At 44.4% G+C, this 14737-nt stretch carries 14 protein-coding genes; 11 read left to right on the forward strand and 3 right to left on the reverse strand.

The features are described from left to right. Window positions 1–10 precede the first annotated feature (10 nt). Both rimI and tsaD read left to right on the forward strand, forming a co-directional pair. Window positions 11–526 carry a ribosomal protein S18-alanine N-acetyltransferase gene (gene rimI, locus MKY75_RS06175; RefSeq protein WP_029516243.1) on the forward strand — a complete coding sequence of 172 codons (516 nt, stop codon included), beginning with the start codon at window positions 11–13 and terminating at the stop codon, window positions 524–526. Beyond that, window positions 523–1587, forward strand: a complete 1065-nt coding sequence (gene tsaD / locus MKY75_RS06180) for a tRNA (adenosine(37)-N6)-threonylcarbamoyltransferase complex transferase subunit TsaD (RefSeq protein WP_208332462.1) — start codon at window positions 523–525, stop codon at window positions 1585–1587. Before rimI ends, tsaD begins: the two co-directional genes overlap by 4 nt. 547 nt (window positions 1588–2134) lie before the next feature. Here tsaD and MKY75_RS06185 read toward each other — a convergent pair. Next, window positions 2135–4099 carry an ABC-F family ATP-binding cassette domain-containing protein gene (locus MKY75_RS06185; RefSeq protein WP_340887070.1) on the reverse strand — a complete coding sequence of 655 codons (1965 nt, stop codon included), beginning with the start codon at window positions 4097–4099 and terminating at the stop codon, window positions 2135–2137. Window positions 4100–4369: 270 nt separating this feature from the next. On the opposite strand from MKY75_RS06185, the gene MKY75_RS06190 reads away from it, so the two are divergent. The 7 genes from MKY75_RS06190 (at window position 4370) to groL (ending at window position 9729) form a co-directional block, all read left to right on the forward strand. Further along, a complete protein-coding gene (locus MKY75_RS06190) occupies window positions 4370–5023 on the forward strand; it encodes a 5-formyltetrahydrofolate cyclo-ligase (RefSeq protein WP_069011108.1) in 654 nt (217 codons plus the stop codon). Window positions 5024–5061: 38 nt separating this feature from the next. After that, window positions 5062–5550 (forward strand): cyclic pyranopterin monophosphate synthase MoaC, encoded by a 489-nt coding sequence (gene moaC / locus MKY75_RS06195; protein WP_029516247.1) that lies wholly within the window; start codon window positions 5062–5064, stop codon window positions 5548–5550. 114 nt (window positions 5551–5664) lie between these two features. Beyond that, window positions 5665–6147 (forward strand): MogA/MoaB family molybdenum cofactor biosynthesis protein, encoded by a 483-nt coding sequence (locus tag MKY75_RS06200; protein WP_013309212.1) that lies wholly within the window; start codon window positions 5665–5667, stop codon window positions 6145–6147. A 104-nt stretch (window positions 6148–6251) separates the two neighbouring features. Beyond that, window positions 6252–6509: a twin-arginine translocase TatA/TatE family subunit gene (locus MKY75_RS06205; protein WP_039269589.1), complete on the forward strand. Its 258-nt coding sequence runs from the start codon at window positions 6252–6254 to the stop codon at window positions 6507–6509. Between the two features lie 109 nt (window positions 6510–6618). Then, the gene (gene tatC, locus MKY75_RS06210; protein WP_069011109.1) at window positions 6619–7386 is read left to right on the forward strand and encodes a twin-arginine translocase subunit TatC; all 768 of its coding nucleotides are present in this window, start codon (window positions 6619–6621) and stop codon (window positions 7384–7386) included. Window positions 7387–7745: 359 nt separating this feature from the next. Continuing rightward, window positions 7746–8027, forward strand: a complete 282-nt coding sequence (gene groES, locus MKY75_RS06215; protein WP_007429271.1) for a co-chaperone GroES — start codon at window positions 7746–7748, stop codon at window positions 8025–8027. 73 nt (window positions 8028–8100) lie between these two features. After that, window positions 8101–9729 carry a chaperonin GroEL gene (gene groL / locus MKY75_RS06220; protein WP_013309215.1) on the forward strand — a complete coding sequence of 543 codons (1629 nt, stop codon included), beginning with the start codon at window positions 8101–8103 and terminating at the stop codon, window positions 9727–9729. A 98-nt stretch (window positions 9730–9827) separates the two neighbouring features. On the opposite strand, the gene MKY75_RS06225 is transcribed toward groL, so the two are convergent. After that, complete coding sequence (locus tag MKY75_RS06225) at window positions 9828–10397, reverse strand: site-specific integrase (RefSeq protein WP_238437686.1); 570 nt, start codon at window positions 10395–10397, stop codon at window positions 9828–9830. Between the two features lie 218 nt (window positions 10398–10615). Beyond that, window positions 10616–11416 carry a Cof-type HAD-IIB family hydrolase gene (locus MKY75_RS06230; protein WP_165144873.1) on the reverse strand — a complete coding sequence of 267 codons (801 nt, stop codon included), beginning with the start codon at window positions 11414–11416 and terminating at the stop codon, window positions 10616–10618. Between the two features lie 951 nt (window positions 11417–12367). Here MKY75_RS06230 and MKY75_RS06235 point away from each other — a divergent pair. After that, on the forward strand, window positions 12368–13249 hold the full coding sequence (locus MKY75_RS06235) for an AraC family transcriptional regulator (protein WP_029516309.1): 882 nt from the start codon (window positions 12368–12370) through the stop codon (window positions 13247–13249). Window positions 13250–13350: 101 nt separating this feature from the next. After that, window positions 13351–14679, forward strand: coding sequence for a prolyl oligopeptidase family serine peptidase (locus MKY75_RS06240; RefSeq protein WP_340884697.1), 1329 nt, complete (start codon window positions 13351–13353; stop codon window positions 14677–14679). The last annotated feature ends 58 nt before the right edge of the window (window positions 14680–14737 follow it).

The raw sequence follows: 14737 nt of genomic DNA on the forward strand, positions 1-14737 counted from the left end.
GGTGAACAACATGGCAAAGAACATACAGAGGGAAGAGAAACTTGAGTTTCGCTTGATGCAACTGGATGATATTCCCGATGTGCTGGAGATTGAGCATGAAGCGTTCACGCTACCGTGGACGGAGGAAGCATTCCGCAATGAGCTGACGATGAATCATTTCGCTAAATATATGATTATGGAACTAGACGGACAAGCCATTGGTTACGCAGGCATGTGGACGATTATGGATGAGGCCCATATTACGAATATTGCGATTCGTGAGGCTTATCGCGGACGCAAGCTTGGAGACAAGCTGTTGAATGAGCTGATGCAGACCGCCTCTTATTTAGGGATGGAACGTATGACGCTAGAGGTGCGGGTAACGAACCGGATCGCTCAGGGCTTGTATGAGAAAAAAGGCTTTAAGCCCGCGGGTGTGCGCAAAGGCTATTATTCGGATAATAACGAGGATGCCGTGATCATGTGGGCGGATCTTCCCGCGCATGGGGCATCCGGTGAACAGGAAGGAAGCGTGCAGAAGCAATGACGCAAGAGGAAAAAGCAGGTACAGGCTCCGCCTCCAGCGAGCCTTGCTATATACTGGCAGTGGAAACGAGCTGTGATGAAACGGCTGTTTCTGTCGTGAAAAATGGCACAGAGGTGCTCTCGAATCTGATTTCCAGTCAGATTGAAACACACAAAGCCTTTGGTGGTGTTGTACCAGAGGTGGCTTCACGCAAACATGTAGAGAGCATCACCTATATGCTGGACGAGGCCATGCAAACATCGGGAATTACCCCTCGTGAGATTTCGGCGGTTGCCGTGACACAAGGACCAGGACTGGTTGGCGCATTGCTGGTTGGTATTGTCGCCGCTAAGAGTGCTGCTTTGGCATTCGGCAAGCCGTTAATCGGGACGCATCATATCGCGGGACATATTTATGCCAATCAGTTGGAGCATGATATCGTATATCCGTGCATTGCTCTCGTTGTGTCAGGAGGACATACAGAGCTAGTGCTGATGGAGTCCGAAGGTCATTTTCAACTCATTGGTCGTACAAGGGATGATGCGGTTGGGGAAGCCTACGACAAAGTAGCGAGAGCCATTGGATTTCCGTATCCCGGCGGTCCGCATGTGGATCGTGTGGCTCATGAATCGGAGGAAGTGGTTACTTTGCCGCGTGCATGGCTGGAGCCAGATTCTTATGACTTTAGCTTTAGTGGTTTGAAATCGGCGGTGCTGAATGTAATTAACCAGACGAAAATGCGCGGAGAAACCGTTCATGTCGGAGCGATCGCAAGAGGTTTTCAAGAGTCGGTCGTCGAGGTGCTGGTGGAAAAGGCGATTCGTGCCATGCGTGAATACGGTGCGAAGCAGCTCCTGCTTTGTGGCGGTGTGGCTGCTAATCGCGGACTGCGTACAGCATTGCGGGAGCGCTGTGAGCGCGAAGGAATCGAGCTGCTTGTACCATCAATGAAATATTGCACAGATAATGCAGCGATGATCGGCGCTGCGGCCTACGCCAAATGGAAGCGCGGGGAATTTACCTCATTGGATATGAAGGCTGATCCAGGGCTGTCTCTGGAAGAATGGTCTGTCCAAACTTAATTGAAGAAGAATGAGCAAGACATGGCACAGTTGAGCCGTGTCTTTTTTGTTCCGCACCATAACGATCATAAAAATATAAATTCAAGAGGATAAAATACAGGAGTTTGAGCAAAAGAATGGCAGCATCTCATTCCCTCACATGATTCGTCACAATGGTTCACGATTTTTCATAATCCATCAAAAAAATCTGGAATTTTGATATTGCCCGAATAATGATGTGATTTGTCAAGTTGTGAACAAAGTTATCCACATATACCGTTTCAAATGTGGATAACCCAGCCCGAAGCAAGCAGGCTAAGACTTTTTGGAGATAGCAAGTTGGGGGATATGTAACACCTTTAGTTCTTGTGAAATCTGTGGATAATGTGGATAAAAGGGTGGATAAATTTGGTTTTCATTTGAAAGTGGCTTTTTATCAATAAAAAAATGGCCCAAAAGGCCATTTTTCAATCTCACTCATACACATAAGTTGTGGATAATCTTGTGTACAAAAAAATAGAAGAGGAAAATGTGAAATTTTTAAGGCTAATATTTTATGCAGTAGTGTCTATTCTTCTAACAGCTCTTCCCAAGAGGCATAGGTTTCAGTCAATTCCTGTTTATGGGTGTCGAGCTGTGCCTGAATATTCTGAAGCGCTGTGTAATCCTGATAAATCTCAGGTAGGGTCATTTGTTCCTCCAGCCCTAAAATTTGTTCTTCCAGCGTTTTGATCTGGTTTTCCAATGCCTCCAGCTTGCGTTGACGGCTACGTTCCTCGCTTTTGGCTTGTTTGTCTGCAGCATAGGTGGCGGCGCGTGATTTGGATGTGGTCTCGTCTGTCACGGATGCAGAGGTAGCCGATGTTTTGCCGCGTGCGGCCTGATTTGCCTCCAAAGCTTCCTGTGCAATTTCCTCCAATTCCTGCTTTTTGGCTACATAGTCATCATAATTCCCCAGGAAATGTTCTATCCCTCCAGGATGAAGCTCGATGACACGTTCCGCCATTTTGTTCAGGAAATAACGGTCATGGGAAATGAACAACAGTGTACCGTCATAGTCCATCAAAGCCGCTTCCAGCACTTCCTTGCTAAACAGATCCAGATGGTTGGTAGGCTCATCGAGAATTAATACGTTGGCTTCGCGCAGCATGAGCTTGGCCAGAGATACGCGGGCTTTTTCCCCTCCGCTTAATGAAGCTACCTTCTTCAGTACATCGTCACCGCTAAACAGGAAATTACCCAGCACTGTACGAATACGTGCTTCTTCCATATGAGGATACTCGCTCCACAACTCCTCCAGTACGGTATTGGCAGGGTTCAGGTTCGTCTGCTCCTGGTCATACAGACCGATTTTGATTTTCGTGCCCCAGTGGATGGAGCCCGCAGCAGGTTTAAGTGATCCGGTCAGACATTTGAGCAACGTCGATTTTCCGATCCCGTTCGGACCAATCAGTGCCACGGTATCTCCACGTTTTAAGTCGAACGATGCGTGCTGGAATAAAGGCTTTTTCCCTTCATATCCCACAGAGAGGTCACGGACCTCCAGTACTTCCTTACCTGACATATGGGCTGTTTCAAAGGAAAAATGAGCCTTTTTCAAGTCTCCCATGGGTCGATCCATACGCTCCATTTTATCTAACTGCTTGCGCCGACTTTGAGCGCGTTTGGTCGTGGAAGCCCGCACAATATTACGTTGTACGAATGCTTCTAAACGGGCAATTTCTCCTTGCTGCTTTTCGTAATGCTTAAGATTCGTTTCGTACTCGGCAGCCTTCAGCTCCATGTAGCGGCTGTAGTTGCCTGTATATCGGGTAGAACGATGGCGTTCGATTTCAATAATCGTCGTTACCAGTCGGTCCAGGAAATAACGGTCATGTGATACGACCAGCAGAGAACCGGAGTAGCCGCGCAAATAGTCCTCTAACCAGGTCAGTGTTTGAATATCCAGATAGTTGGTAGGCTCATCGAGCATAAGGACATCTGGTGCGAGCAGTAGGATGCGCGCTAGCGCAAGCCGAGTTTTCTGTCCTCCGCTCAGAGTAGCTACAGGCGTCTCAGGTGCAAATGAGCCAAAGCCCATACCGTGCAGCACGCTGCGAATACGGGTCTCCATTTCATAACCACCGTGATCCTTGAACCAGTCTGAACGACGTGCATAGCGTTCCAGCAGATCTGCGTAGCGTTTTTCGTTTTGAGCATTGGCCAGGTCAGCGATGTCCTGTTCCATTTGCCGCAGTTCCCGTTCCGCTTCAATCAGCGGAGTGAACACCAGCATCATTTCCCCCCAGATAGAACGATCAGAATTCAAGCCGCTGTTTTGCGCCAGATAACCGATGCTGGTCTCCTTCGCCTTGAAAATTTGTCCACTGTCATAGGATATTTCACCAGCAATGATTTTGAGCAGGGTCGATTTGCCTGCCCCGTTTACACCTACGAGTCCAATACGTTCACGTTCTAATATTTGAAGGTTAATCCCGTTCAGAACGGGCTCAATTCCATAAGATTTAGTAATTCCGGTTACTTGCAATAGCATAGCGTATCGTTCCTCCATTACATTTTGCACAGTTCTACCTGCTTTTTTCGCAGGTACCTTCCTTCCAGTTTACATGAAATTACCCACTATTGCACTGCTTTCACCCTGTAAACCCTTGAGCCGCGTGTAGTCAATTTGTATAAACAATGATAAACTTAAGCGAGAAGTGAAAAAGAATGAAAAAAACTTGCAACGTACAGCACTTACTGACAAATGGGACAATAGCAACGTTTTAAAGATTATCGACGATTGTCCGGGAGGGCGGATGTGATGGATGTCTGTAATGTGAAGAACGCGCTGCGTTTACAGCAACGGGAGGCGCGTGACTCCATGGACCCGCTGACAAGGCAGAAGGCATCGGCTGTGGCCTGTCGGCATGCAATCGAGGCATGGGAGCAGCTTAGAATAGACAGAAACGGAGATAAGCTAACCTTATTTAGTTATCTCTCTTTTGGCAGCGAGATTTCGACGACTCCCCTCATTGAGCATTGCTGGTCACAGGGAGATCGTGTCCTGGCTCCAAGAGTGGATTCGGTAACTCGGACGATGGAGCTGAGGGAGATGGATCAGAACGGAGATATTGTACCCGGCATCTGGAACATCCCTGAGCCTGCTTTGACATGCAAGGAATGGTCGCCTGAAATGTGGACGGGAATTGACTGGGTTGTTGTGCCTGGCCTGGCCTTTGATCGTCGTGGGGGCAGGATTGGCTACGGCGGAGGCTATTATGACCGCTTTACCGTACAGGTAGAGGCAGAGAAGCGTAACAACAGCCACGTAGGTCCGCTGTATGTCTCGCTGCTACTGCCGGGACAATTGCTGACACAGGTGCCCATGGAGCCAAGGGATTTGCGAGTGGACGTGCTGTTTACTCTGGATGGACGCTTAGATTGTGATTATGCAAAATTGACAAATGATGAATGAAGTAAAGTTGGGTATGTGAAAGGAGCTGTGAGGGAGTCGTGGATTCCTTTACTCATTTTAACGAACAGGGACGTGCTCGTATGGTAGATATTTCGGGTAAAACGTCTACGGTTCGTACAGCAGTTGCCGTGACTCAGATTACGATGAATCCGGCTACATTGACGGCTGTAAAAGAAGGAAGAATCGGCAAGGGTGATGTTCTTGCTGTGGCCCAGGTCGCAGGGATTCAAGGCGCGAAAAAAACGTCAGACTGGATACCGATGTGTCATCCACTGGCTCTGACAGGCGTGAACATTACTTTTTCCGATAATGGACATGATGTGCTTCATATTGAAGTTGAAGTGAAGACCGAAGGTAAGACAGGTGTAGAAATGGAAGCTTTGACAGCGGCTTCAGCCGCAGCGTTAACCGTGTATGATATGTGCAAGGCGCTGCAAAAAGATATGATCATCGGCCCTACCATGCTGCAATCCAAAACAGGTGGCAAGCATGGGGATTTTCAACGGGAGGACCACCGGGAACCTTGACATAGATAAACATTGTCGCCGAGAGGGTACTGTGATGTGATGCAGGATGCAGCGTGGCTGTTTCTGATTTTCAGAAGAGAAAGTATTCTTTCATGATAGGAGAAGGGTGATCTTATGGTGTGGAAAACGGCGATCCTAACAGCCAGTGATAAAGGGGCAAGGGGAGAGCGTGAGGATACAAGCGCACAGGTCATCCGGGAACTCATCGAAGAAGAACTGGGCGGAGAGATTGTGGAATACCGGATCGTTCCCGATGAACCGGATGAAATTATTGCAGCTTTAATCGAAATGACCGATTATTTTCATGCAGACCTGGTACTAACTACGGGCGGGACTGAGCTGGCCATTCGTGATGTGACACCCGAGGCGACTCGGCGGGTCGTGGAACGGGAAGTGCCGGGTATGGCAGAGGCCATGAGAATGATCGTGATGCAGAAAAATCCAGCGGCTATGCTATTCCGTGGAATCGTGGGAATACGCGGACGTACACTGATCGTCAATTTGCCAGGAACGCCCAAAGGCGTGCATGAAAATTTGGCGGCGATAATGGACCAGCTTCCAGAAGCGTTGCTTATGGTGACAGGTCAGTTCCGGTAGAAGGCAGCACATCGTGTGTGGTATGATACCTATAAGAATTTATAAGGCCGTAAAACGGACAAAGATTCTTATTTTGTTCGTCAACATAAGGAGGATTACTACACATGCCCAATATTGGAGCACCGGGTTATATTTTGTTAATTATTCTGGCGCTGCTGCTATTTGGTCCGAACAAGCTGCCTGAGCTGGGTCGAGCTGTAGGGCGTACATTCCGTGAGTTTAAAAACGGGGCACGCGATATTTTATCAGAAGATGAACGGACTGAGCGTAAAGACAGCAAAGATAGTGTGGTCAAAGCATCACAAACGACGTCTTCAGAAGTTCAACCTCAGCCTCAGTCTGAGGATAAACGCTTGTCATAGATTTAGTGATCGATTCTTGATCTTGTACTAAACAAAAGCCTCTTCTTCAGTGAAGGGCTTTATTTTTTAGGAGGCGCTGCTGCGTTCCGTTCAGAAAGGAGGAGTGGATTTGACCCCATCAGAGCATGAAATGCCGTTAATGGAACATCTGGGTGAGCTTCGCCGCAGAATAATTTATGTGCTAATTGTATTTGTATTGGCACTGGCTGGTGGTCTGTTCGCGGCGGGTTCTGTCTATGACTGGCTTATTCGCTCCGGTTCGGCGCAAGCTTTTCAGTTAAACGCGTTTTCCTTTTGGGACGGGATTGGTATCTACATGAAGATTGCCATGATCATCGGGATTGCGGTGGCGCTACCGTTTGCATGCTACCAACTGTGGAAATTTGTCAGCCCGGGATTAAGGCCGCAAGAACGAAGTGCGACTTTGCGGTATGTGCCTTATGTGCTGCTTTTATTCATCATTGGGACAGCTTTTGCTTATTTCATTATTTTCCCGATGGCGATTCAGTTTACATCGTCTGTCACCAAAAGTATGGGATTACAGGAAACGTACGGGATCGCACAATATTTCACCTTTATGTTTAATATTGTACTGCCTGTAGCGCTACTGTTTGAGCTCCCCCTGCTTATCATGTTTCTGACGGGGATTCATGTTTTAACACCAATGCGGCTTCGCAAATGGCGGAAGATTTCTTATTTTCTGCTGGTGTTTGTCGCGGTTGTCATTACCCCGCCGGATTTTATTTCCGATTTTTTGGTGGCGATTCCGTTGCTGGTGTTATATGAAGTGAGCGTGTACTTGTCTTCGGTCGTGTACCGCAAGCAACTGCGTGCACAGGAGGAACGTGAGGCTCAATTGCGTGTAGCTTCAGAATAATAAGGCAGGACTTGAATGGCTCAGTAAATAATTTATTCGGGTCGCGCTTCATGGCAACTTGCAGATGATGAATAGCATTTGTATATCATGACTATGTACAGAGCATGAACAGTAGCGGCTTAGTCCCCTGAAAAATAACCATTAGCCTTGAGTTAACGGTTATTTTTCAGATAGATGGATATAATCGGGAAGGGCTGTCCATAAAAATTCCCATAAAAAATACATTAGGGACTTGAAATTCAATCCCAAGTTGAGTATCATAAAGTTGGTTGTTAGCACTGACGACTGTCGAGTGCTAATACATACAACATAACAACCAAATTACAGGATAAAACACTTAATAAGGAGGCTATTTTTTCATGATCAAACCTTTGGGTGAACGCGTATTGGTGGAAGCAATTGAGCAAGAGACAACGACTTCCTTCGGGATCGTACTTCCTGACTCTGCCAAGGAAAAGCCGCAAGAAGGCAAAATTATCGCGGTTGGCGCAGGCGCATTGAAAGACGGTGCCCGTATTCCTCTGGAAGTAAAAGAAGGCGACCGTGTCATTTTCTCTAAATACGCTGGAACGGAAATCAAATATGAAGGTAAAGAATATTTGATTATGAAAGAAAGCGATATCCACGCGATCATCGGTTAACCGGAACCCGGACAAGACCTGAATATAGGAATTGAAACAAATCATTCATAATCCATAGGGAGGTTTATCACAAATGGCTAAAGATATTAAATTCAGTGAAGACGCTCGTCGCTCTATGCTGCGCGGGGTTGACGCATTGGCTAACGCTGTTAAAGTAACACTCGGACCGAAAGGCCGTAACGTTGTACTGGAGAAAAAATTCGGTAGCCCGCTCATCACTAATGACGGTGTAACGATTGCAAAAGAAATCGAGCTGGAAGACGCGTTCGAAAACATGGGCGCTCAACTGGTTAAAGAAGTAGCGACCAAAACGAACGATGTAGCTGGTGATGGTACGACTACTGCTACTGTTTTGGCTCAAGCCCTCATCACAGAAGGCCTGAAAAACGTAACTGCTGGCGCTAGCCCAATCGGTATCCGTAAAGGGATCGACAAAGCGGTTAAAGCGGCTGTTGCTGAACTGCAAGCCATCTCCAAACCAATCGAAAGCAAACAATCCATTGCTCAAGTAGCTGGTATTTCCGCTGCTGATGACGAAGTAGGCGAACTGATCGCTGAAGCTATGGAAAAAGTGGGCAAAGACGGTGTAATCACGGTTGAAGAATCCCGCGGGTTTGCAACAGAGCTGGAAGTGGTTGAAGGTATGCAATTTGACCGTGGCTACATTTCCCCGTACATGATTACAGATACGGACAAAATGGAAGCTGTACTGGACAATCCGTATATCCTGATCACAGACAAAAAAATCACAAACACACAAGAAATCCTGCCATTGCTTGAAAAAATTGTACAACAAGGCAAGCCACTCGTTCTGATCGCTGAAGACATCGAAGGCGAAGCGCTGGCTATGCTGGTTGTTAACAAACTGCGTGGTACATTCAACGCTGTAGCTGTTAAAGCTCCAGGCTTTGGTGACCGTCGTAAAGCAATGTTGCAAGATATCGCTGCCCTGACAGGCGGTCAAGTGATCACGGAAGAACTGGGTCTGGACCTGAAAACAGCTTCCGTAGACCAACTGGGTACAGCACGTCAAGTGCGTATCACAAAAGAAAATACGATTGTGGTTGACGGTGCTGGAAACAAAGCCGACATCGACGCTCGTGTTAGCCAAATCCGTACGCAACTGGAAGAAACCACTTCCGAGTTCGACAAAGAGAAACTGCAAGAGCGTCTGGCTAAATTGTCCGGCGGCGTAGCAGTCATCAAAGTCGGTGCGGCTACTGAAACAGAATTGAAAGAACGCAAACTGCGCATCGAAGATGCTCTGAACGCAACCCGTGCTGCGGTTGAAGAAGGTATCGTATCCGGTGGTGGTGTAGCGCTCCTGAACGTATACAAAGCAGTTGCAGCTGTTGAACTGCAAGGCGACGAGCAAACAGGCGTGAACATCGTGTTGCGCGCTCTGGAAGCTCCAATCCGCACCATTGCTGCTAACGCAGGTGAAGAAGGCTCTGTAATCGTTGAGCGTCTGAAACGCGAAGAAGTTGGCGTAGGCTTTAACGCAGCTACTGGCGACTGGGTAAACATGATCGACGCTGGTATCGTTGACCCTGCGAAAGTAACTCGTTATGCATTGCAAAACGCTGCTTCCGTAGCGGCAATGTTCCTGACTACTGAAGCGGTTATCGCTGACAAGCCAGAACCAGAAAAGGCTGCAATGCCTGACATGGGCGGCATGGGTGGAATGGGCGGCATGATGTAATTAGGGCCTCAAAACCCTGTAATACCGCTATTTAAAGGGCTCCCGAGAGGGAGCCTTTTTCTATAAAATCACATAAAAATCACATTCTCTGCAACGAGTCAGATTTGAAGGATGTCTGAGAAGTGATTTTTAATCTTCGCATTGGCATTTTTCTTCATTTTCTCCGTAACGTGTGTATAGACTTTCAATGTCGTTTTTGCGTCATCATGACCAACTCGCTTCATGATTGTTTTGATATCAACTTCAGCTTCAGTCAGCATCGATATGTGAGTGTGCCGAAAAATGTGAGGAGTAGCTTTCTTTTTAATTGAGGTTTTCTTGAGAATACGTTCCATACGGATTAATATATTTTTTTGAATGAGTGGGTAGCCGTTCTTGTGGGCAAAAACAAAGTTGTTTTCATGATAATCATCAAATAATTTCTTGCATTCAAGTCTGAAAGCTTGTTGTTTAACAATGTGTCTTTGGAGCAAATTCATAACGTTATCAATTATATTAAATTTACGAATAGATCCTGTAGATTTGGGTGGAGTTAGAATGTATTTACGCATATTATTATCAGGATTGTAAAGTGTCTTGGTTATTCGTAACTCATTTAATTCAAAGTTAAAGTCCGTATCTTTTAAAGCACAGAGTTCCCCAGATCGTATCCCTGAAAAGGCAAGCAAGTGAAAGATTTCAATGTCATCAGCTTGTTCAAGATGAAGGATGCTATATTCAACGAATATTTCTAAATACTTATTAACTGTAAATTGACGTTTTGCTTCGCTAATAATGCATTGCTATTAATTTGATACGATATGCTGATCATTTTCATGAGCGGGGCAATCACACCATTGCCCCCTCTTTTACATAATGCAATACCAGTTGACAGACAAGGAAAGGATCACTGCAAATCCAGTATTTTTTGAATCGTGAGAAGAACACCATTTTCTTCGTTTGACTTAGTAATGAAGTTTGCTGCCTTTTTAGTATTTTCACAAGCATTACTCACTGCAAAACTGTATTTCGCAATTGCCATGAGTTCCACATCATTCTCGCCGTCACCAAATGACATTGTTTCCTCGTATGTGACGCCCAACATTTCTTGCAGTTTCTTTACTGTCTCACCTTTATGCGTATGCAATGCCGTGATATCCAGCCATCTAGCTTCTGAATCAACAATATAAATTTTCCCACCCAACGTATTCTCAACATGCGCTCTTAATGCTGTACTTCGTCCCTCCGTGTCGAAGACCGTAATTTTGATAAAACAGCTATCTATGTTTGCAAAGGAGTCTGTTTTTAATACACGTTCATAGGAGCCTTTAACAACGTTATACATGTCTTCTGAAATGGAAGAATGAACGTACGCAGCATCACTAGCACATACAATAAGTGTCATATTGTTGTCGAAGTCTTGAATTTGATCAATTGCCTGTAGAGCTAGATCTCGATCAATACTAAACTCTTTAACCACTTGGCCATCTTTTTTAATTCGAGCAGCACTGTCACCCAATATCCAAACTCCCTTGCCATGTTCGTCAAACAATTTTTCAACACGTTCACATTGTTTACCTGTACATGCGACAAATGTGACTTCTTTTTGCTGCATCTCTGCATAAACTTTTTTGAAAAGTTCGACATCGTACAAACTTTTATTGTTCAGAAATGTTCCGTCTAGATCAGTGACTACAAGTTTAATCATACTTATTACCCTCCTGTTTTTTGTTTGTCTTGTTTATCCTTCTGATTGCAATGATCGACGTATTTCACTTGCATGTTTTCCACCAGAATTTGAACTTTTGCGAATATACAATTGCGCTAATGATAAAATACGAACCCATCAAAACGCACGTGGTCAATATATCCACCTAATATTCCCATCAAATTCGCCTCCTGTGAAATTCATAAAACTCTTTTTTTAAATACTTTATAATGGACATTTAAAATGTCCTTAAAAAAATTCAAAACGAGTTGGTCACATGCTTATCTATGATCTCTCGCTACAAAACAAGATTAAAATATGTAACTGGTTTCATGTCAATAAATTAATTTCAGTACATTTTTCCAAGTTACCAAGCCACAATTATGATATGTGATCGTTAAAATGCCAGCTGTTTAGGAAGAGGTATTTTAGAGAATATTAAATTTCAGAAATATCATTGCTACTTCCTATGCCTCAATATACAATAGAAGGAAATTGTTGATGAGGCCGATATGTGATGAATATTTCGTTATTTGAATCACAAAAAATCACATAAAAAATCACAATCTCGGGAATATGAATGAATATAGGCAAATGAAATTTTCTGAACAGGGAACAAACCATGTTATAAAATAAGAGTTAAGTTCAAAAACGTTTATAGGCGAAAATTAATCCAGTTTTTTCACTTCATTACGCTCTAAAATGAAAGCGTTGACATGTATTTCAACCCACTATATACTTAGCTTAATTAAATGAATAGCACTAGGATTGTTACTGTTACGCAGGCAAAACCTAAGGAACAAAATGTTAAGATCCAAGGATCTTATGTATTTTGTTATACTTAGGTTTTTTTGTTTATAGAGAGAGGGAGGTTAAATACAAGTGGTTTCGGCACTCTGCTGAAGCCATTTTCTTCTATTTATGAGGTCACATCTGAGAGGAGCGATAAACTTGGAATACAAATATGAGCTGGTCCAGGCAGATAATCATTTTCCGTTAAAAATTATAGTTCATTCCTCCAATGAACCAGCATACATACCTGGGCATTGGCACGATAGCATCGAAATATCCTATGTACTTTCAGGAAGAATTGACCATATCTATATTGATGGTGCGAGCTATAGCTCCAAAGAAGGAGATATTGTGCTCATTAATTCGAATGCTATTCATTCCTTTTCTGTGGCTAAGGGAAAAGGAAGAGAGGCCATAACCGTTCTGATTCCTTCTGAATTTATTAGAGCAAATGTCAACGGCAGTAACCCCATTTCATTTGACTGTATATCCATTTTCGAAACTAACGAGCAGAGATTACAGCATTTTGCGGAGCTGCGTGATTTGCTAAACACCTTATTTGTGGCTTATCTCAATCAGCATAATGATTCTTTAGCACATATCCATTTAACATCGCTATCTTATAAACTGGTGTATCTGTTATTAATGCATTTTAAAATGGACAATGAATCTATCCCCGGCTTTAACTCTGATAAATATTTGGAGCGGCTGACGCTGATAACCAATTATATCAAAGAGAATTACGATCAAAGCTTATCCCTGGATTCCATAGCCCAGGTTTTTGGACTATCTCCCGAATATTTGTCCCGTTTTTTTGTGAAGCATGTAGGGATGACTCTATTTCAATATATCAATGCCATCCGTCTGGAGAGATCTTATCGTGTTCTTATGAATACGGATCATTCCATCATACAAATTGCGTTGGAGCACGGTTTTCCGAACGAGAAGTCTTTTGCCAGGGTATTTAAGAAGGTTTTCCAGGCAACACCGCATCAATATCGAAAAGAGAACAAGAGGTATTCTGGAGCAAGGAGTCAGTAATTGACCTGAATTAGGCTAATAAAAGACAGGATGCAAATTAAAAAGATTATTAAAATAAACAATGTAAGCGTTCTATTAATGGATCTGGGAGGTAAGACATCATGTTTAAACGGTTTCAAAAGGCTGCTAAGACAACTATGTTACTCACTTTAGCTATCGGTACGACTCTTGTTTTCAGCTCCGGTGCATGGGCCAAGGATGTAAAGATACAGCCCACCTCATACCGGACGGTTGCGGAAGTTAAGGATTGGGGAGCAGCCATTACGAAGATCATTGTTAACCTGGGTAAGCCAGTCCCTAAAGATGCGATAACTAAGGATACATTTAAGGTGCATGTGGGAAGAAGCGACAATCGGTTGGTAAATCCCTTTATTGAAAATGGCAACCGGAAAGTCACCAAGGCCTATGTATCGGACAAAAGTGGAAATCCTGTAAATAAAACCGGAAGCTATGTTGTATTGGAAATGGAAATCGGTCCGACATTAACACTAAGCTCCGCTATTCATTATGATGCGGCAGGCTCCGGGTTTAATGCATGGAATGATAACAAATACACGATCACGCAGCAAAAAGCTATTAAAATCAAATCCGGAACGATTTCCGATTTGAAGATTGATACTTCCGCAGGACAGATACGGAAGTTGGTTGATCAATTTGCGACCGGTAAATCTACTTTTGATGGAGTTACTTTAACCTACGCAGACTATGCACCGGCAAAAGACAAAGTGAAAAACCCTTTGGTGATCTGGCTGCATGGTATGGGTGAGGGAGGTACCGATCCAACGATTCCGATTGCCGGAAATAAAGCAGCAAATTTTGCCTCTAAGGATATCCAATCCTATTTTGGCGGGGCTTATGTGTTGGCACCTCAGACCCCAACCTACTGGATGGATGGCTTTACAAGCTTTGGGGACGGAACCTCCAAGTATGAGCAAGCATTGATGTCCTTAATTAAGGATTACGTGGCCCAAAACAAAGACATTGATACAGATCGAATCTACATTGGTGGAGACTCCAACGGTGGTTACATGACTATGCTGATGATCCGTGACTATAAAGATTATTTTGCAGCAGCTGTGGTTGCATGTGAAGCCTTGAAGGATAGTCTTATAACCGATGAACAGATTAACGAAATGAAGGACCTGCCGATCTGGTTTGTGGCTGCCAAAACCGACACCGTGGTTCCGCCCAACGATTATACGGTTCCGACTTACAACCGTTTAGTGAATGCTGGAGCAAAGGATGTTCATATGTCGTTATTTGATAACGTAGTGGATACCTCTGGTTTGTACAAGAAGAGCGACCAAACACCGTATGAATACAACGGCCATTGGTCTTGGATTTACGTATATAACAACGAAGTATCGAAGGTGATTAACGGAAAGAAAACAACGATGATGCAATGGCTTGCCTCCAAAACATTGGACTGAAGTATAGCAATGATCTTTTAATTGCCGCGTAAATCGCGGCTTTTTATATTTTGGGGGA

The organism is Paenibacillus sp. FSL L8-0663, assembly GCF_038008125.1.
Lineage (GTDB): Bacteria > Bacillota > Bacilli > Paenibacillales > Paenibacillaceae > Paenibacillus > Paenibacillus polymyxa_D.